This window comes from Thermopolyspora sp. NPDC052614 (assembly GCF_040678635.1).
Taxonomy (GTDB): Bacteria; Actinomycetota; Actinomycetes; order Streptosporangiales; family Streptosporangiaceae; genus Thermopolyspora.
The window spans coordinates 221020-240084 of the sequence record NZ_JBFATZ010000009.1 but is presented as its reverse complement, the minus strand read 5'-3'; the positions used below and the strand labels follow the sequence as shown (position 1 = coordinate 240084).

16 protein-coding genes are annotated in these 19065 nt (G+C 73.1%); 7 read left to right on the top strand and 9 right to left on the bottom strand.

Annotated elements, in window-relative coordinates; translation table 11 throughout:
* The first annotated feature begins 2 nt into the window (after positions 1-2).
* The 4 genes from AB0K60_RS21115 to AB0K60_RS21100 all read left to right on the top strand — a co-directional run bounded on the left by AB0K60_RS21115 (position 3) and on the right by AB0K60_RS21100 (position 5139).
* Positions 3-1583 (top strand): AMP-binding protein, encoded by a 1581-nt coding sequence (locus AB0K60_RS21115; RefSeq protein ID WP_364057348.1) that lies wholly within the window; start codon positions 3-5, stop codon positions 1581-1583.
* Positions 1580-3580: a dehydrogenase E1 component subunit alpha/beta gene (locus tag AB0K60_RS21110; protein WP_364057345.1), complete on the top strand. Its 2001-nt coding sequence runs from the start codon at positions 1580-1582 to the stop codon at positions 3578-3580. The genes AB0K60_RS21115 and AB0K60_RS21110 overlap by 4 nt, the downstream gene beginning before the upstream one ends.
* Complete coding sequence (locus AB0K60_RS21105) at positions 3577-4332, top strand: glucose 1-dehydrogenase (protein ID WP_364057342.1); 756 nt, start codon at positions 3577-3579, stop codon at positions 4330-4332. The genes AB0K60_RS21110 and AB0K60_RS21105 overlap by 4 nt, the downstream gene beginning before the upstream one ends.
* Positions 4333-4401: 69 nt before the next feature.
* Positions 4402-5139: an XRE family transcriptional regulator gene (locus AB0K60_RS21100; protein WP_364057339.1), complete on the top strand. Its 738-nt coding sequence runs from the start codon at positions 4402-4404 to the stop codon at positions 5137-5139.
* A gap of 19 nt (positions 5140-5158) precedes the next feature.
* On the opposite strand, the gene AB0K60_RS21095 is transcribed toward AB0K60_RS21100, so the two are convergent.
* The 5 genes from AB0K60_RS21095 to AB0K60_RS21075 form a co-directional block, all read right to left on the bottom strand.
* A complete protein-coding gene (locus tag AB0K60_RS21095) occupies positions 5159-6469 on the bottom strand; it encodes a HAMP domain-containing sensor histidine kinase (protein WP_364057336.1) in 1311 nt (436 codons plus the stop codon).
* Between the two features lie 50 nt (positions 6470-6519).
* Complete coding sequence (locus AB0K60_RS21090) at positions 6520-7224, bottom strand: response regulator transcription factor (RefSeq protein WP_364057333.1); 705 nt, start codon at positions 7222-7224, stop codon at positions 6520-6522.
* Positions 7196-8425 carry a glycosyltransferase gene (locus tag AB0K60_RS21085; protein ID WP_364057330.1) on the bottom strand — a complete coding sequence of 410 codons (1230 nt, stop codon included), beginning with the start codon at positions 8423-8425 and terminating at the stop codon, positions 7196-7198. The genes AB0K60_RS21090 and AB0K60_RS21085 overlap by 29 nt, the downstream gene beginning before the upstream one ends.
* Positions 8426-9302: 877 nt before the next feature.
* Entirely contained in the window at positions 9303-9932 is a 630-nt protein-coding gene (locus tag AB0K60_RS21080) for a DUF998 domain-containing protein (protein ID WP_364057327.1), read from the bottom strand.
* A gap of 199 nt (positions 9933-10131) precedes the next feature.
* Complete coding sequence (locus tag AB0K60_RS21075; protein ID WP_364057324.1) at positions 10132-10281, bottom strand: hypothetical protein; 150 nt, start codon at positions 10279-10281, stop codon at positions 10132-10134.
* A 491-nt stretch (positions 10282-10772) separates the two neighbouring features.
* On the opposite strand from AB0K60_RS21075, the gene AB0K60_RS21070 reads away from it, so the two are divergent.
* Positions 10773-11396: a MarR family transcriptional regulator gene (locus AB0K60_RS21070; RefSeq protein WP_364057321.1), complete on the top strand. Its 624-nt coding sequence runs from the start codon at positions 10773-10775 to the stop codon at positions 11394-11396.
* Between the two features lie 11 nt (positions 11397-11407).
* On the opposite strand, the gene AB0K60_RS21065 is transcribed toward AB0K60_RS21070, so the two are convergent.
* The 4 genes from AB0K60_RS21065 to AB0K60_RS21050 form a co-directional block, all read right to left on the bottom strand.
* Positions 11408-12433 (bottom strand): class I fructose-bisphosphate aldolase, encoded by a 1026-nt coding sequence (locus AB0K60_RS21065; RefSeq protein ID WP_364057318.1) that lies wholly within the window; start codon positions 12431-12433, stop codon positions 11408-11410.
* Positions 12434-12438: 5 nt separating this feature from the next.
* Positions 12439-13401: a class II fructose-bisphosphatase gene (gene glpX / locus AB0K60_RS21060; RefSeq protein ID WP_364057631.1), complete on the bottom strand. Its 963-nt coding sequence runs from the start codon at positions 13399-13401 to the stop codon at positions 12439-12441.
* A 269-nt stretch (positions 13402-13670) separates the two neighbouring features.
* Positions 13671-15023, bottom strand: a complete 1353-nt coding sequence (locus AB0K60_RS21055; protein ID WP_364057315.1) for a GAF domain-containing sensor histidine kinase — start codon at positions 15021-15023, stop codon at positions 13671-13673.
* Positions 15020-15682, bottom strand: coding sequence for a response regulator transcription factor (locus tag AB0K60_RS21050; protein ID WP_364057312.1), 663 nt, complete (start codon positions 15680-15682; stop codon positions 15020-15022). The genes AB0K60_RS21055 and AB0K60_RS21050 overlap by 4 nt, the downstream gene beginning before the upstream one ends.
* A 124-nt stretch (positions 15683-15806) precedes the next feature.
* Here AB0K60_RS21050 and tkt point away from each other — a divergent pair, with 124 nt between their 5' ends.
* Complete coding sequence (gene tkt, locus AB0K60_RS21045) at positions 15807-17819, top strand: transketolase (protein ID WP_364057309.1); 2013 nt, start codon at positions 15807-15809, stop codon at positions 17817-17819.
* Between the two features lie 5 nt (positions 17820-17824).
* A complete protein-coding gene (locus AB0K60_RS21040) occupies positions 17825-18775 on the top strand; it encodes a phosphoribulokinase (RefSeq protein WP_364057306.1) in 951 nt (316 codons plus the stop codon).
* Positions 18776-19065: the final 290 nt, after the last annotated feature.

The window sequence follows — 19065 nt, the reverse complement described above, 5'->3', positions numbered from 1 at the left end:
GCATGCTCACCCGCACCTGGGCGCCGACCGTGCGCTTTCCCGAGGCCGAGGCCCTGACCACCGCCACACCCGCCCTGCTCGCGGACCGCGGGCGCGCGGAGGGGACGCGCCCGCGGGTGGTCGACGGCACGACGCTGCTGGACACGGACGGGCTGCTGGCGGCGGTGGCCGCGCAGCAGGCCCGGCTGCGGGCGGCGGGGGTACGGCGCGGCGACGTCGTCGGCGTGCAACTGCCGAACTGGTGGGAGGCGGTGGCGACGTTTCACGCTTTGTGGGGCATGGGCGCGGTGGTGTGCCCGATTCCGAGCAACCACCGTACGGCGGAGCTGGCCCGGATCCTCGCGGCCTGCGACCTCGCCGCCGTCGTCGCCCCGGCCCGCCACCGCGGGACGCGCCACCCGGAGATGATCCGGGCCGCGGCCGAGCGGGCTGGGGCCGACGTGCCGGTCCTGACCGTCCGGGATCCGGACGCCGCCGCCCCCGCGCCCCGCGCCGCCGCCGAGCCGGAGCTCGACGCCGGTCTCGACGACGTGTGCGTGCTGATGTTCACCTCCGGCACGACCGGGACCCCGAAGGGGGTGCTGCACAGCCACCGCACGCTGCTCGCCGACGCGTGGTCGATCGCGCGGCTGTTCCGGCTCGACGGCGACCGCGTCTACATGCCGTCCCCGCTCGGCCACATCACCGGGCTGGTCTACGGGGTGATGATGCCGCTGCTGATCGACGGCTCGGTGGTGCTGCAGGCGGAGTGGGACGCGGCGGCGGGCGTCGACATCGTCGAGGCGAACGCGTGCACGTTCAGCGTGGGCGCCACGCCGTTCCTGCGCGGGCTCTGCGACGAGTACGCCCGGCGCGGCGTCGCCTCCTCGCTCACCGGGTTCGTCTGCGGCGGCGCGGACGTGCCGCCAGCCCTGGTACGGCGGGCCGCCGAGGTGCTCGACGCCGTGGTGGTCCGCGCGTACGGGCTGACCGAGATGCCCACCGTGACCTGCGGCGGCCCGGACGACCCGGACCACATCCGGCAGGACACCGACGGCCGCCTCACCGGCTCCTCGCAGGCCCGCCTGGCGAGCCCGGTGAACGGCGTCGGCGAGCTGGAGGTGCGCGGCCCCGAGCTGTGCCTCGGCTATCTCGACCCGGCGCACACCGCCGAGGCGTTCACCGCCGACGGCTGGTTCCGCACCGGGGACCTGGCGACGATCTCGCCCGACGGCGGGATCACGATCGCCGGGCGGGCGAAGGACATCATCGTGCGCGGCGGCGAGAACATCGGCGTCAAGGAGATCGAGCACTACCTGCTCGACCATCCGGCGGTGGCGGACGTCGCGGTCGTCGGCGTGCCGGACGACGTCCTCGGCGAACGGGCCTGCGCGTTCGTCGTGGCCGCGGAGTCCGCGCCGCCGCCGACGCTGCGCGAGCTCACCGAGTTCCTGCTCGGCTTCGAGATCGCCAAGCACAAGCTGCCGGAGTACCTGCTGGTGACCGACCGGCTGCCGCGCACCGAGAGCGGCAAGATCCAGAAGTTCCTGCTGCGGGAGACGGCCGTCCGCGAGCTCGGCGCGGGCCGGGGCGAGCGCCGGTGAACCGCGACGAACTGCGCACCGCGTACCGGCGGATGCTGCTGATCCGCAGGACCGAGGAACGCGTCGCGGTGCTCTACGGCCAGGGCGTCATCCCGGGTTTCGTGCACCTGTCCGTCGGTCAGGAGGCGGTCGCCGTCGGCACGCTGTTCCGCGCCCGCGCCGACGACGTCATCACCTCCACGCACCGGGGGCACGGGCACGTGCTCGCCAAGGGGCTCGACCCGGCGGGCATGTTCGCCGAGCTGATGGGCAAGGAGACCGGAGCCTGCCGTGGCCGCGGCGGCTCCATGCACGTGGCCGACCCGGCGCTCGGCATCCTCGGCGCGAACGGCATCGTCGGGGCCGGTCTGCCGATCGCGGCCGGGGCCGCGCACGCGCTGCGCGTGCGCGGCTCCGGCGCGCTCGCGATCGCGTTCTTCGGCGACGGCGCGGTGGCCACCGGCGCGTTCCACGAGTCGGTCAACCTCGCCGCGCTGTGGCGGCTGCCGATCGTCTTCGTCTGTGAGAACAACGGCTTCTCGGAGTTCTCCCGGACGAGCGACCAGCACGTCGTCCCGCTGTCCGCGCGGGCCGCCGGGTACGGCGTGCCGTTCCGGCGGGTGGACGGCAACGACGTCGAGGCGGTGGAGGGGGCGCTGAGCGCGGTGTTCGACGAGGTTCGCGGGGGCGGCGGGCCGTACCTGGTGGAGGCGGTGACGTTGCGGGTGCGCGGGCACTACGAGGGCGACCAGCAGCGGTACCGCGCGGCCGGTCCGCCCGGCGACGCGCCCGTGGATCCGCTGGTGCGCGCCCGCGCCCGTCTCGCCGAGCTGGGTGTGCGCGACGAGGAGCTGGACCTGATCGACGACGAGGTGACCCGGACGGTCGCCGAGGCGGAGAGGTTCGCGATCGCCTCACCCGAGCCCGCGCCGGAGACGGCCCTGGACTTCGTGTACAGCCCGCGCCCCGCCGCCCGTCCGCGCCCGCCGACGCGGGCCGCGCGGCCGGATCCGGACCCCGGCGAGAAACCGGTGTCCACGTCGCGCATCCTCCGCCAGGCCATGCACGACGCGCTCGCGGACGATCCGCGGGTGTTCCTCGCGGGCATCGACGTCGGGGGCGGCAACGTCTTCGGCCTCACCCGGGGGCTCGCGGAGCGCTTCCCGGGGCGGGTGCTCGACACCCCGATCTCCGAGACGGCGATCATGGGCCTCGGCGTGGGTGCGGCGATGGCCGGGCTGCGGCCGGTGGTCGAGCTCATGTACCTGGACTTCCTCGGCACCTGCCTGGACCAGTTGATGAACCAGGCCGCCAAGCTGCGGTTCATGACCGGCGGCGCGGTGACGGTGCCGCTGGTGGTGCGCACCCAGTTCGGCTCCGGGCGCTCCTCGGGCAGCCAGCATTCGCAGAGCCTGGAGGCGCTGCTCGCGCACCTGCCCGGCCTCACCGTGGTGATGCCGAGCACCCCGCAGGACGCGTACGGCCTGCTCCGCGCCGCCATCGAGGACGACAACCCGGTGATCTTCATTGAGAACCGGCTGCTGTACGAGCGCAAGGGCACGATGCCGCCGCCCGGCCACCGGGTGCCGCTCGGCGAGGCCAGGATCGCGCGCCCCGGCACCGACCTGACGATCGTGTCGTGGTCCCGGATGGCGCTCCTGGCGCTGGAGGCCGCGCAGGTCCTCGCGGCCGAGGGCATCGACGCCGAGGTCATCGACCTGCGCACCGTCACCCCGCTCGACCGGCGCACGGTCCTTGACTCCCTGGCGCGGACCAACCGGCTGCTGATCGCGCACGAGGCGGTCACCGAGTTCGGCGCCGGGGCCGAGCTGGCCGCGCTGGCCGTGAACGAGGGCTTCTGGTCCCTGGACGCCCCCGTCCTGCGGGTCGGCGCCCCGAGCGCGCCGACGCCGTACTCCCCCGCTCTCGAACGGGCGTGGATCCCGGACGTGAACGACATCGTCACCGCCGCACGGCGGCTCATGCAGGACCCCTACCCTCGTAGGAGAGCATCATGAAACTGGACAAGCGAATCGCGATCATCACGGGCGCCGGATCCGGCATGGGGCGGGCCATGGCACAGGAGTTCAGCGCGAACGGGGCGACCGTCGTCGCCGTCGACGTGCGCGACGAGCCCGTGCTTGAGACCGTCAAGCTGCTCGACGACGGCCGCAGCGTCGCCGAGACGGCCGACGTCTCCGTCCGCGCGGACGTGGATCGCGTCGTCGCCCGGACGCTGGAGCGGTTCGGCCGCGTCGACATCCTCTGCAACAACGCGGGCGTGCTCGACGACTACACCCCGGCGCACGAGACGACCGACGAGCTGTGGAACCGGATCATGGGCGTCAACATCACCGGCCCGTTCCTGTTCTCCCGGGCCGTGCTCACGCCGATGCTGGCGCGGCGCAAGGGCGTCATCATCAACACCGCCTCGATCTCCTCGTTCGTGGCGGGCGGCGGCGGGGCGGCGTACACCTCGTCGAAGCACGCGGTGCTCGGCCTCACCCGGCAGCTCGCCTTCGACTACGGCAAGCACGGCATCCGCGTGAACGCCATCTGCCCCGGCGCGATCCAGACGGGGATGACCGGGCACCTGCTCACGCCGGAGGGCCGCAACCCGCACGTGGACGCGGCCATCGCGGCCACGCCCGCGGGCCGGTGGGGCAAGCCGGAGGAGATCGCGCACATGGCGCTCTTCCTCGCCGGCGACGAGGCCGACTTCATCCACGGCGCGGCCTTCGCGGTTGACGGCGGGTGGCTTCTGCCATGACATGACAGCACGGCACTCGACAGAAAATCCTTGCTGACGCGAACCGGTGACCACATGAACGGCGGCCCCATGACCACATCGAGCGAACCTGTCGACAGCCCCGCACCCGTCTCGCCCCTCGACGCCGTGGGGCAGAAGCTGCGGCGAGCGCGGCTGGCCGCGGGGATGTCCGTACGCGAGATGGCCAGGCGGGTCGATGTGTCGCCGAGTTTCGTGTCCCAGGTCGAGCTCGGGCGTACGAAGCCCTCGGTGGGCACGCTGTACTCGATGGCCACCGAGTTGGGCGTGCCGCTGGACGACCTGATGCCCCTGGCCTCCCCGGCTCCCGCCGAGCCGGCGGCGCAGCCGGAGGGGCAGCGGCTTCAGCTCGTCCAGCGCGGCCTGTCCGCGCCGTCCGTGCCCTCTGCGTCCCCTGCGTCCCCTGTGCCATCTGCACCGTCCGCGGACGACGACCCCGCGTCCCCGGTGCAGCGCGGCGACCGCAGGCACGAGCTGCGCATGGAAAAGGCGGTGTGGGGCAGGCTGACCGTCGATCACGACCCGGAGAACGACTTCCTGCACGTCGTCTACCCTCCCGGCGGCCAGTCCTGCCCGCCCGACGCGCTGATCCACCACCGGGGCCTGGAGTACGGCTACGTCATCTCCGGCAGGCTGCACGTCCAGGTGGGTTTCGCCCACTACGAGCTCAACGCCGGGGACTCGATCCGCTTCGACTCGATGACGCCGCATCGGCTGCACAACCCGTACGACGAGGACTCGGTGTCGATATGGATGGTCGTCGGGCGCGGGGGCACCCCCGTTCTCTGAGTTCCAGGGTTCTCTGAGTTCAGGCGGGCGGAGCCCCCTGGCCTGCGGTGCCGTGCGCTTGCTTGGGCCGCAGCGGTAGGCGGACGATGAAGGTCGCGCCCATGCCGAGGCCCCGCGAGGCGGCGGTGAGGTCGCCGCCGTGGGCGTGGACGAGGCCGCGGGCGATGGTCAGGCCGATGCCGCTGCCTCCGGCGGGGGCCGGGCGTCCCGGGTGCTGGACGCGTTCGAAGCGGGTGAAGATCCGGTTGAGGTCGTGGGCGGCGATGCCGATGCCGGTGTCCGTGACGCGGATCTCGACCTGCGGCTCCAGGGTGTGCAGGACGTCCACGGTCACCGTGACCCGATCGCCGGGGTCGCAGGCGGCCAGGGCGTTGCCCAGGAGGTTGACCAGCACCTGGGTGACGCGGACCGCGTCGATCACGGCGATGACCGGCGGGGCCGGGGCCGCGATGAGCGTGACCTCGCCGTCCTCGAACTGGGGCCGCAGCCGGTCGGCGGTGCTCGCCGCCAGCGCGGTCACGTCGGTGGGCGTGCGGTTCAGGACGAACGCGCCCTCCTCGACGCGGGAGAGGTTCGACAGGTCGTCCGCGAGGCGGCGCAGCCGGGTGAGGTCGTCGGCGAGGGAGGCGAACATGAGGTCGTCGGGGACGAAGATGCCGTCGGCCATGCCCTCGATCTGGCCGCTGAGGATGGTGAGCGGGGTGCGCATCTCGTGGGCGATCTCCGAGACCAGGCGGGCGCGGCGGCGTTCCATGTCGGCGAGCGCCGCCGCCAGCCGGTTGACGTCCTCGACCAGGGCGGCGAGCCCCGGCTCGCGAGGGACCTCGAGTACGGCGTCGTAGTGCCCTTCGGCGAGCCGATGGGTCGCGGCGCCGACCTGGCGCAACGGCCGCAGCAGGAACCGGGAGAAGGTCACGGAGAACACCAGCGCCGCGACCAGGCCGACGGTGAGCGCGGGCCAGACCAGGCCGACGCCGACCTTCTCCTGGATGCCTCGGGCGAGCAGCTCGACCACCGCCGATTCGAGACTGGAGAACCTCTGGCGGATCTCGCGGTAGTCGTCGATGCCGGCGAGGGCGTCGGCGGCGATGTTCACCGTCATGAGCGTCACCACGAGCACCGCCACATGGGACAACGCCAGGCGGACGGTCAGCGGCAGCGGCGGCAGCCACCGCCACACCGCCACGATCGGCTTCACCGCGCGGGCCGCCGCCAGGCGTACGGGGGCCGGAAGCCGCCGCCACGCCCTCGCGATCGCCATCGCCGCGCGGGACCGCGCCGCGCGGACGGCCGACGTCAGCCCCCGCGCCGCCTCGACCGGCACGGCCATCGCCACGGCCCACCCCGTTCTCCCGCGGCCGTGACGATAGCGGCGGCGCCTCATCCGACGGGCCGGGCGAGGAAGCGGTAGCCGATGGCCCGCACCGTGCCCACGAACCGGGGCGCGTTCGCGTCGTCGCCGAGCGCGCGCCGCAGCGTGCGGACGTGCACGTCCACCACGCGCTCGTCGCCGAAGAAGTCGCGGCCCCACACGTGGTCGATCAGCCCCCGGCGGGTGAACACCCGGCCCGGCGCGCGGGCCAGGACCACCAGCAGGTCGAAGTCGAGCGCGGACAGCTCCACCGTGCGGCCGTCCTCGGCGACGACGGTCCGCGCGTCGGGGTCGATGACCAGCCCGTCGAAGCGCAGGGTGCGGTCCTCCGCCGCCGGGTTCGCGCCGTCCGCGCGGCGCAGGATCGCCCGCGCCCGCAGGGCGAGCTCACGGGCGCTGAACGGCTTGGTGACGTAGTCGTCGCTGCCCGCCGTGAAGCCGATGACGCGATCCACCTCCTCCGCCCGCGCCGTGAGCAGGATCACCGGCACCTGGCTCGTGGTACGGATGCGGCGCAGGACCTCGAACCCGTCGAGTCCGGGCAGCATCACGTCGAGCACCACCAGGTCGGGGTGCTCCCGGGCGACGGCGGCGAGGCCCGAGGGGCCGTCCGCGGCCTCCAGGACCTCGAAGCCGTCCGCCTCAAGATAGCCCCGCACCGTCATCCGGATCTTGGGCTCGTCGTCAACGACCAGAATGCGCTGGCTGCTCATGCCTGTCTCCGCTGGCGACGCCCTGGAGGCGCTGGGCCGTCTGGGCGGCTTCCTGGTAGAGGGATTCGAAGATGTCCAGGGTGGCCGCGATGTCGTGGCGGGCGACGATCTCACGGCTGGCCTCGCCCATGCGCGCCCTGGTCTCGGGGTCGGCGAGGATCAGGCCGAGGGCCGCGGCCAGGGCGGTGACGTCGCCGGGCGGGAAGAGCAGCCCGTTGACCCCGGGGCGTACCAGGTGGGGCAGGGCCATGGCGTCCGCGGCGACGACGGGCTTCCCGGCGGCCATGGCCTCCATGGTGGCCAGGCTCTGCAGCTCGGCCGTACCGGGCATGCAGAACACGTCGCAGCGGGCGTAGGCGTCCAGGACCTCCTGGTCGGTGACGAGGCCGTGGAAGACGACGCGGTCGGCGACGCCGAGCGCGCGGGCGAGCTCCTCCAGGTCGGCGCGGCGGGAGCCGTCCCCGACGATCTCGGCCGTGACCGGGGGCCTCGGGGGCAGCAGCGCCAGGGCGCGCAGGAGGACGTCCACGTTCTTCTCCGCGTCCAGCCGGCCGACGAACAGCAGGCGCGGGCTCTCGTCCGTTCTCGTCGCCGGGGGTTGCGCGAAACGGCGTAGATCCAGTCCGCAGGACACCGGAAGGATCGTACCGTTCAGTCCCTGGTCGCGCAGCAGCCGTACGGCGCGCGGGGTGGGCGCGGTGACGATGTCGGCGCGGCGGAAGACCCGCAGGCAGTCGCGCCAGGCGAGCCGGCAGAACGCCTCGGCGAGCCGGTCGGGCAACGGGGCGTAACCGATGAGGTTCTCCGGCATGAAGTGGTTGGTCGCCAGCACCGGGACGCCCCGGCGCCGCGCGGCGGCGGTCAGCGTCCTGCCCACGCCGAAGTGGGACTGCACGTGCACCACATCGGGGGCGAGGCGGTCCAACAGCCGGGTCACCGAGCCGCGGATCCGCCAGGGCACGCTGAACCGGAAGGTGGGGTGGAACGGCGTGCCGTACGAGGTCAGGCGGTGGACGGTAGGACCGCCGGGCGTGCCGGGGTCGGCGCCGGCGTCCTGCGGGGCGGGGCAGATGACGTGGACGTCATGGCCGCGCTCGGCGAGCCCTGCGGCCAGCCGGTAGGCGAAGTTCGCCGCGCCGTTGACATCGGGAGGGTAGGTGTCCGCGCCGATGACGACGCGCTGAGGGGTGACGCCGAGCATGTGACGCTCCTGTCGTGGGAGGAAGAGGAGGAAGAGGGCGGCGGTGTGCGGGTGGAGTCCCGGCCGATGGGGAGGTCGCGGGAGAGCAGGACGACCCCGCCGATCGCCACGGCGGCGAAGGACAGCCCCAGACCGGCGATCGGCCAGGTCAGGCCTGGGGCCTCGCCGAGTACGCCGATGCCGATGCCGACGGCGACCAGCGGGTCCGTAACGGTGAGGATCGCCATCGTGCCCTCGGGCGGCCCCTCGGCGTGGGCGCGCTGCACCAGCCAGAAGCCGGTGAGGATCGCCGCCGCGAGGGCGACGAGCACGCCGAGCAGTTCAAGGCCGATGCCGTGGGTCGCGTATCGCTCGACCGCGGCGCGGACGAGGGTGGAGGTGCAGCCGTAGGCGGTGCCGCCGCCCACGCCCAGCGCGAGGAAGCGGGCCCGGCCGCCGAGCCGGCGGGCGGCCGGCACGCAGATCGCCACCGGGACGGCGACCACCGCGCCCGTTCCGATCAACGCCCCCGTGCTGATCGGAACGGGCACGGTGTTCAGCGCGGCGAGCACCGCGAACGCCGCCGTCCCCGCGAGGATCGCCGCCAGCGCGCACGCGGTGCTCAGGCGCAGCCGGTCGCCGCGCGTCCGCAGGCCGAGCAGCACGCCCGCCACGATCCCGATCACGCCCGCCGGCTCGACCACGGTCACCGGGGCCAGCCGCAGCGCGACGACCTGGAACGCCGCCCCGGTCGCCAGCAGCGCCAGCCCGGCCAGCCAGCGGGGCCGCCGCGCCGCCGACAGCAGGGACGGCGCGTCCCCGGAGGCGCTGTGCTGCAGCCAGGTCCCGACGGTGAAGCAGCACGCGTTCAGCAGCGCCAGGCCGATGGCGAGCCAGGTCACCGCTCATTCCTGCTCGCCTGCACCGCGTTGGTCAGCTGGAACAGCAGGGCCAGCTCCAGGGCGAGGGTCACCCGCTCGGTCAGGCCGAGCAGGTTGCCGACCGCGCGGGTCGCCGGGGTGGGTCTGGCGGCGGTGACGCACAGGTGCGCGGTGAAGAAGCCGAGGCAGCCGGCGGCGCTCGCCCAGGAGGTCAGGCGCATCGCCTGCGCCTTTCTCTCCCATCCGGGCAGTTGGCGCAGTCGCCGGGCGCTCAGCAGCCCGACGGCCGGGAGCGTCGCGATGGCACCGCCCGCCGCGTACCGGTGGGTCAGGCCGGCGGGCGTGGGGGCGCCCCCCAGCGGGTCGGTCCGGAAGATGCCGGTGAGCGCCATCCCGCCGCACCATGCGCCGAGCAGCGTGGTCGCCGACGCCCCGACCGGGGCCTTGGACTTGAGGAGGCCGGCGAGCAGCGCCGCCGAGCCCGCCGCGAGGCTGGCCACGGTCCCGGCGAAGATCCGGTCCGCCCCCTTGCTCAGCGCGTAGTCGCTCACCGCGTGCCGTACGGTGTCCACCTGCTTCGCCCACCCGATGTGCAGGGCGGTGACCCCGATCAGGGATCCGGCCAGGCCGGTGTGGGCCGCGGCCACGAGCCTCCGTGTGAGGTGTGAGGTGTTCATACCTCGGTAGGAAAGCCGTGGGTCGTGTAGCCCGTACGGGCGAGATCGTGAAGCTTCCGTGAAGCGTTTGGGTCGTTTCCGGGTGATGGCTCGCCACCACCCGCCGCCTCCGCCGGTGATCTCGTCGTACGGGCTCATGCTCGTCGGCGCTCGGCCCTGCGGGGACATGTCACCGCACGCGGCGGACGCCGCCGCCGTCAAGGTAGGCCTCGGTCGCGCCGAGGGCGGCGGTGTCGACGATGGCCGCGACGTGTCCGTTCGGCCGGATCAGCGCGCCAGCGCCACGGATGATCACGTGAAGGTCTTCCTTGCGTGTCACGGTTCACCTCTCCGTTGCTGACGGCGGGCCGGGCGGCCTCTTCCGCCCGGCCCGGCATTGTGTGTATTCAGCACGGAGTATGTGATGTTGCCGAAGAGGCCGTCAAGCCCTTCCGCGCGGCCGACACCTCGCTCCGGCACCCATCGGGCACTACATCAAACCTTCTGAACTGGCTTCTCGTGTACGATCACCGCGAGAAAAAATCTTCGTCGAGGCGCCGCAAGCGCATCGGACAAGCATGAGATTTATGTGTATGATGATCGCATCTACCCTCGGAGGTGACCATGATCCGTCCCCACGCCGGGCATGAGGTGACCGGTCCGCCGTCACGCGGGAGCGGCGTGGCCCCCGGCCACGCCCCGTCACCCGCGTCCCCGCCCTGCGCGGGCGGCGTCCGCCCCGGGTGCCGCCGACCCGCCGGAGTTCGCCGGTATCCTCGCCCGGGAACCTCCCCGTACGTCCGCATGGGCATCTAGGCATCGGTGGCGAGCATGGCTTCCCGAAACCGCCGGCACGTGGCGTTCCGGCACCTGTACGAATCGTTCGTCGACATGATGACGCTCTTGAACCTGCCGGCGCTCGACCAGGAACTCCTGGTCGAGGCGGGCGTCGATCTCGACCTCGCGTTGTTCAGAGTGATCGTCGGCGTCCAGCGGTTCGGGCCGATCGGCGTGGTCGAGCTCGCCGAACGGGCAGGACGCGATCACACCACCATCAGCCGGCAGGTGGCCAAGCTCGCAGAGCTCGGCCTGGTCGAGCGGCGTCCGAGCCCGGCGGACCGACGCGTCAAGGAGGCCGTGATCACCGATGCGGGGCGTCGCGTCACGGACGCGCTCGAAGCGGCCCGGCACCGGCTCATCGGCCGCGCGTTCGCCGACTGGAACGACGAGGACCTCGTCCAGTTCGAGCGGCTGATGCGCAGGTGCGTGGACAGCATGCTCGCCATGTCCGCCGTGGACAAGGACGAGGCGGAGAAGAAAGAGGACGGTCAGATCACTTCGTCCTGGAGCCGACGAAGGAGCACGGCGAAGGAGCACGGCGAAGGAGCCGACGAAAGAGCACGGCACCGACAAGCCGTACCTGAACTCGGTCCGGCACCCCCGCAGGGTGGGTGAGCACGGGCGGGTCAGTCCCGTACGGCCTCCGCCGGGACCGCCCCGGTGAGCGCGCCGGAGTTGAGGGCCACGCGCTTGGCGAGGGCGCGCTGGGCGTCGGGCACGCGGTCTTGGCGGCCGGACCAGGCGGCGAGGGCCGGATCCACGAGGGCGCGGCCGAAGGAGAAGGTCAACGGCCAGGGGGCGGTGCACTTCCGGATCGCCGCGAGGTTCGCCGTGGCCTCGGCCGGCGTCTGTCCGCCGGACAGGAAGGCGACGCCGGCCACCTCCTCGGGGACGACGTTGCGCAGGGTGCTGACCGTGGAGCGGGCCACGCCCTCGGCGGTGACGGCGCCGCCCCAGTCCTTGCCGGGCAGCACCATGTTGGGCTTGAGCACGATGGCGTCGAGGCGGACCTCGGCGTCCATCAGCTCGGCGAAGACCTCCAGCAGCACCACGGAGGTCGCGGAGGCGCAGCGGCTCATCGGATGCCGCCCGTCCATGAGCACCTCGGGCTCCACGATGGGCACGACGCCCGCCTCCTGGCAGAGCGCGGCGTAGCGGGCGAGGGCGTGCGCGTTGGCCCGCCGCGCCAGGCGGCTGGGGATGCCGTCGCCGATGCTGAACACGGCACGCCACTTGGCAAAGCGGGCGCCGAGGGCGGCGTACCGGACGAGCCTCTCGCGCAGCCCGTCCAGGCCCTCGGTCACGGTCTCGCCGGGGGCGTTGGCGAGCGGCTTGGCGCCGGTGTCCACCTTGATGCCGGGCAGCATGCCCGCCTCGGCGATCGCCTCGGGGAACGTACGCCCGTCGGAGAGCCTCTGGTTGAAGGTCTCGTCGCAGAGGATCACGCCGCTGACGCCCTCGCTCAGGCCGGGCGTGGTCACCAGCAGTTCCCGGTAGTCGCGGCGGTTCTCCTCGGTCGGCGCCACGCCGGCCTTGAGCAGCCGGTCGGACATGGTGCGGATGCTCTCGTCCGCGGCGAGGATTCCCTTGGGCGGGGCCACCATCGCGGCGGCGACGCGGGCGATGTCGTTCATGTCGGTCGTGTCGGTCATGTCGATCATTCCTTTCCGGGGAGGGGGCCGTCGGCCCGGTCAAGGCGGTGCTCGGCGGACACGACCCGCACGGTGCCGTCGCGAGCGCTCATGACCAGCGATTCGGTGGCGACGCGGCCGGGGCCGTACCGCACGCCGCGCAGCAACTCGCCGTCGGTGACGCCGGTCGCGGCGAAGTAGGCGTCGGCGGAGACGAGGTCGGCGGCGGTGAGCACCCGGTCCAGGTCGTGGCCCGCGTCCAGGGCCCGCCGCCGCTCCGCGTCGTCGCGCGGGGCCAGGCGGGCCTGGAGCGTTCCGCCCAGGCAGGTGACGGCGCAGGCGGCGACGACGCCCTCCGGCGTACCGCCGACGCCGAGCAGCAGGTCCACCCCGGTGCCGTCGCGGGCGGCCAGCACCGCGCCCGCGACGTCCCCGTCCGAGATGAACTTGATCCGGGCCCCGGTCGCGCGCACCTCGGCGACCAGCCGCGTGTGCCGGGGCCGGTCCAGCACGCAGACGGTGACGTCGTGCGGTGTGCCGCCCTTCGCCTTGGCGACCGCGCGCACGTTGTCGGCGACGGGGGCGAGGAGGTCCACGGCACCGGCCGCCTCGGGGCCGGTGACGAGCTTGTCCATGTAGAACACGGCGGACGGGTCGAACATGGAGCCGCGCGGGCTCACCGCGATGACGGATATCGCGTTGTTCATCCCCTTCGCCGTGAGCGTGGTGCCGTCGATGGGGTCAACGGCCACGTCGTACTCGGGCCCCCTGCCGGTGCCGATGACCTCACCGTTGAACAGCATGGGGGCCTCGTCCTTCTCCCCCTCGCCGATGACCACGACCCCGCGCAGCGGCAGGGTCCGCGCCGCCGCGCGCATCGCGTCCACGGCCGCCCGGTCGGCTCCGTGCTTGCTGCCCCGCCCCACCCACCGTCCGGCGGCGACCGCGGCGGCCTCGGTGACCCGTACCAGGCTCAGGCACAGGTCCAGATCTGTGTCCTGGTGGGGGTCCTCTCGGTTCGGGTCCCGATCCGGTACGGCTCGACCGGCTTCCCGATCCCCGACACCGGCATGCGTCTGCGCCACGAGCCACCTCCCCTGGTCCGACGCCGCCTGACCGGCCGCGTCTCCTGCCGGGACGGTAGCCGCGGCCGCCCCGCGCGGACGTCCCCCAACCGGTGGAGCACGCTGGTGAATCCGGACGCTTCATCCACGGGGCACGCGTCGGCGGGCGGTGACACCGCGGCGCGAGCGGCGATCTACGACACGGCCGCAGGCTCGGCGACGACCGGCGGGACGGGCACCAGAGCCGTCACCGTCGTCCCCTGGCCAGGGCGGGAGTGAACCTCCAACCGGCCACCGATGAGTTCGGCACGCTCGGTCATGCTGCCCATGCCGTAGCCTCGCCAGGACGGTTCGTCCGCAGGGGGCGCGTCGGCGGTGATGCCGCGGCCGTCGTCGCTGATCTGGAGGATCACCTGCTCGGCGTCGCGGCGAAGGCGCAGGGAGACGCTCTCCGCGCCGGCGTGTTTGACGACGTTCTGGAGGGCCTCCTGGGCGATGCGGTAAAGGGCGATCTCGACGTGTTCCGGCAGCGCGCACTCCTCGGCCTCGACGACTACCTCGACCTCGCCGATCGAGCGGGCGAGGCTCGCCAGGCTGTCGGCGAGGCCGAGGTCGTCCAGGACGGGCGGGCGCAGGCCGTTGATCGCGGCACGGGCCTCGTCGAAGGTCAGGTCGGCGATCTGCCGGGCCCGGTCCAGTTGCTCGGCGACGAACGCCGGAGCGAACTCTGGGGCCGGCCCGGCGGCGAACTCGGCGGCGTACTCGGTGGCCGGCTCAGGGGCAAATTTGGGTACGTCGCCGAGCGACTCGGCGGCCGCGTTCAGGTGGAAGCGGAGGCTGCACAGCCGTTGCGTGATGCCGTCGTGGATGTCGGCGGCCAGGCGGCGGCGCTCGGCCTCCTGGGCGGCGATGACCTGCTCGGTGAACCGCTCGTGGGCACGCTCGCGGGCGGCCAGGCGGCGGTGCAGGCGGGCCTGGTGGACGGCGCCGGCGATCAGGCTGCCGATCGAGGTGAGCAGCCGGACGTCGCGTTCGTTGAAGTCGCGGCGGGCGCGGGTGTGCACGTTCAGCACGCCGACCAGCCCGGCCGGGCCGCTGGCCATCGGCACCGAGGCCATGGAGGTGTAGTCCTCGCCCCGCAGCTGCGGGAAGTACCGGTACCGCGGGTCGTTCTCCTTGTGCTCGACGATCACCACCGGCGTACGGTGGCTCGCCGTCCACCCGGCCACCCCCTCGCCGAGGGGCAGCCGGATCCGCCCGACCTCCCGGTCGAACGGCGGGGTCGCGCCCACCAGGGTCAGTGACCGGCCGCTGTCGTCGAGCACGTGCAGGAAGCAGACGTCGGTGGCGGTGGCGTCCACGATCAGGCGCACCACGCTGGCCGCGAGCGCCTCCAGTTCGGGCCCGGCCGAGATCGCCTCGATGATCGCGACCAGCAGCGCGTTCTCCCGCTCGGGGTCGGCGAGCCCGAGCCCCTGCCCGGGGGACCGGCCGAGTCGCTCGCCAGGCCGCCGGTCCGCCGGACGGACGGCGTCGCCGCCGGTCACAGGAAGATCCCCTCACGGAGGGCGACCGCCACCGCGCTGGCGCGGTCGTTGACCTCCAGCTTGCGGAAGATGGCGCGCACGTGGCTCTTCACCGTCTCTTCACCGAGCACGAGCTTCCCGGCGATCGCCCGATTGGACAGGCCGGCGACCAGGAACTTCAGGACCTCGCTCTCCCGCTGGGTGAGGCTGAACCTGGCGCCGGGCCAGAACTCCCCGGCCTGCAGTCGCGCGGCGGACGCCACGGCGCGGCCGGCCATCGTCGGATCGAGGGCGGTCTCACCGCTCGCGACCAGTTCCAGGTGCCGCACCAGCCCCTCGCCGTCGACCGACTTCAGCAGGTAGCCGGCCGCGCCCGCGCGCAGCGCCTGGAACAGGTACTGCTCGTCGTCGTACGCGCTGAGCAGCACGACCCGCCGGTCGGGGTTGGCCTCGACGAGGCGACGGCACAGGTCCAGACCGCTGACGGAGCCGCGCAGCCGTACGTCGGTCACGACGATGTCGGGGTCGAGCGCGGCGACGAGGGGCTCCGCGGCGTCGGCGCTGACGGCCTGCCCGACGACCCGGACCCGCCCGCGGAAGCGTGCGAGCAGAGCCTTGAGCCCTTCGATCACCATCTCGTGATCGTCCACCAAGACAAGACGGAGGGGCTGGTTCACCATGAAGTGAGGGTAAGTGTTTTCGCTGCGTCAAGGGTGCCCCCGAACCAGGCAAATTGCCGTTTCCCCCTTACAACCCCCCATGTGGGGGGTTTTCGCCTCATCGTCGGTATCTACCGTCACGACCATGCACACCACCTCCACAGGCGGCGCCGATCACGTTGACGCGCTCGCGGTCACCACGATTCGCATGCTCGCCGCGGACGCCGTGCAGGCCGCCGACAGCGGGCATCCCGGCCTTCCCATGGGCGCCGCGGTGCCCGCCTGGGTGCTGTGGTCGAGGTTTCTGCGGCACGATCCCGCCGAACCCGGCTGGCCGGACCGCGACCGGTTCGTGCTGTCCGCCGGGCACGGCTCGATGCTGCTCTACGCGCTGCTGCACCTGACCGGATACGACCTGCCCCTGGACGAGCTGCGGCGCTTCCGTCAGTGGGGGTCGAAGACCCCCGGTCACCCGGAGTACGGGCACACGCCGGGCGTGGAGACCACCACCGGGCCGCTCGGCCAGGGGCTGGCCAACGCGGTCGGCATGGCGCTGGCCGAGCGCATGCTCGCCGACCGGCTCAACACCGCCGAGCACACCGTGGTCGGCCACCGCACCTGGGTGCTGGCCGGCGACGGCGACCTCATGGAGGGCATCAGCCACGAGGCGGCGTCGCTCGCCGGGCACCTCGGCCTCGGCCGCCTGATCGTCATCTACGACGACAACGACATCACCATCGACGGGTCGGCCCGGGAGAGCTGCGCCGACGACGCCCTGGCGCGGTTCGCCGCGTACGGCTGGCAGACGTTGCGCGTCGAGGACGGCAACGACGCCGACGCGGTGGCCGACGCGCTCGCCGCGGCGACGGCCGACGACGACCACCCCACCCTGATCGCGGTCCGTACCACGATCGCCTACGGCGCGCCGACCCTGGCCGGCACCAGCGCCGCGCACGGCGCCCCCTTGGGCGAGGCCGAGCTGACGGCCACCCGCGCGGCCTTCGCCTGGCCCGAGGAACGCTTCCACGTGCCGGACGAGGTCGCCGGGCGCTGCCGCGAACTGGCGGCCAAGGGCAGGGCCGCCCGGCTGGAGTGGGAGCGTGAACACCGGGAATGGGCCCTGGCCAATCCCGGGCTCGCGGCCGAGTGGGAGCCGTCGGCCTCCGCCGCCCCGCCCGCCGAACTCGCCGGCCTGCTGCCGGTCTTCGAGCCGGGCGGCGCGATGGCCACCCGGAAGGCGTCCGCCGCGGTGCTCGCCGCGATCGCACCGGCGTACCCGAGGCTCGTCGGCGGCTCGGCGGACCTGGCGGCATCGACCGGCACCGCCATCCCCGGGGCCCGCGACGTACGGCGCGGCGACTACGGCGGCCGTGTCCTGCGCTTCGGCGTGCGCGAGCACGGCATGGCCGCCGCGCTCAACGGCCTCGCGCTGCACGGCGGCCTGCGCCCCTTCGGCAGCACCTTCCTGGTGTTCTCCGACTACATGCGCCCGGCGATCCGGCTGGCGGCCATGATGCGGCTGCCCGTGGTGTTCATCCTCACGCACGACTCGATCGCGGTCGGCGAGGACGGCCCGACGCACCAGCCGGTCGAGCAGGTGGAGTCGCTGCGGCTCATCCCCGGCCTGACCGTGCTGCGGCCCGCCGACGCCAACGAGACCGCCGCCTGCTGGCGGCTGGCGCTCCACATGGACGGCCCGGCCGCCCTGATCCTCACGCGACAGGACCTCCCCGTGCTCCCTCCGGCGCCCGCCGAAACGCTCGACCTGTACGGGGCGTGGGTGGTCCGCGAGGGCGCCGCCGTACCGGACGTCTCCCTCATCGCCACCGGGTCCGAGGTGTCCCTCGCCTTGGCCGCCGCCGAGGAACTGGCGGACCGGGGCGTGTCGGCCCGGGTCCTGTCGGTGCCGTGGCGGGAACGCTTCGAGCAGGCCCTGGCCGCCGGGTGGACGTTGCCGCCCGACTGCCCGGCCGTGTGGATCGAGGCGGGCGTGCCGCACGGGTGGCGGGCGCTGGCCCGGCCCGGCGACACGGTCCTCGGGCTGCGCGGCTTCGGGGCGAGCGGGCCCGGCCAGGTCGTCTACCGCGAGTACGGCTTCAGCGTCGACTCCGTCGTACGGGCCGCCCTGGCACATCTTCCGAGCCGAGCAGAGGGGTAGCAAATATGCCGGACAAGCTGGTGCGGATGCGGCGGGTCGACGGCTCACCGTCGTCGACCCGCCGGCCGGTCATGGTCGCCGTGGCCGGCGACAGCGCCGCGGGCAAGACCACGCTCACCCGCGGGCTGGCGCAGTCGCTCGGGCCCGAGCGGGTGACCGTGATCGGGGCGGACGACTACCACCGCTACGACCGTGAGGAGCGCAAATCGCTGCCGTTCACGGCGTTGCACCCGGACTGCAACCACATCGAGATCATGGAGCAGCATCTGCAGTTGCTCGCGATGGGCCAGCCGATCCTCAAGCCGGTGTACGACCACGGCACCGGCCTGCTCACCCGGCCGCGCCTGGTCGAGCCCCGCGAGTTCGTCATCGTCGAGGGCCTGCTGCCGCTGCACACCAAGTTGAGCCGGGCGTGCTTCGACATCACCGTCTACCTGGACCCGCCCGAGCCCATCCGCAAGCAGTGGAAGATCGCCCGGGACACCACGAAGCGGGGCTACTCCGTCGAGCAGGTGGTCGCCGAGCTGGAGCGCCGGGAACCGGAGTCGGAGCGGTTCATCCGCCCGCAGCGGCGGTTCGCCGACATCATCGTGCGTTTCGCGCCGGTGCCCGAACGGCACGACCCGCCGGAGACCCCGCTCTCGGCCGAGTTGGTGCTGCGGCCGACCATCAGGCACCCGGACCTCAGCCGCATCCTCGCGGACAGCGAGCAGCACGCCATCCACCTGCGGCTGAGCCGGGACGAGGACGGCCGACCGGTCGACGCCCTGCACATCCACGGGTACGCGCCGCCCGAGGAGAGCCACGTCGTACGCAAGGCCATCTGGTCGGATCTCGGCGTGGACGCGGGCGACCCGCCCGAGACCTTGGGCGCGCTGGGCGAGGGCGGGCACAGCGAGCCGCTGGCCATCACCCAGCTTCTCCTGCTCTATCACCTGGTGGCCGCCAGCAGGTGACCGGCGTTCCTCCTCCTTCCGACCGGCCGAGAGGTGGCAGATGTCCAGCAGATCGAACGAGGGGGGCACGCGATTCGGCCCCGGTATCGGCGACCGTCACCGGACGGGCGAGGCAGGGGACGGCGGGGGCCGGGGCGGGCGGATCCACACCGGCACGGCCCACGACACCCGAACCAGGAACAGCGAAACCCGGGACGAGCCAACCCGAGACGAACCCAAGAGCGATGTGGCAGGGGACGGCGGGGGCCGGGGCGGGCGGATCCACACCGGCACGGCCCACGACACCCGAA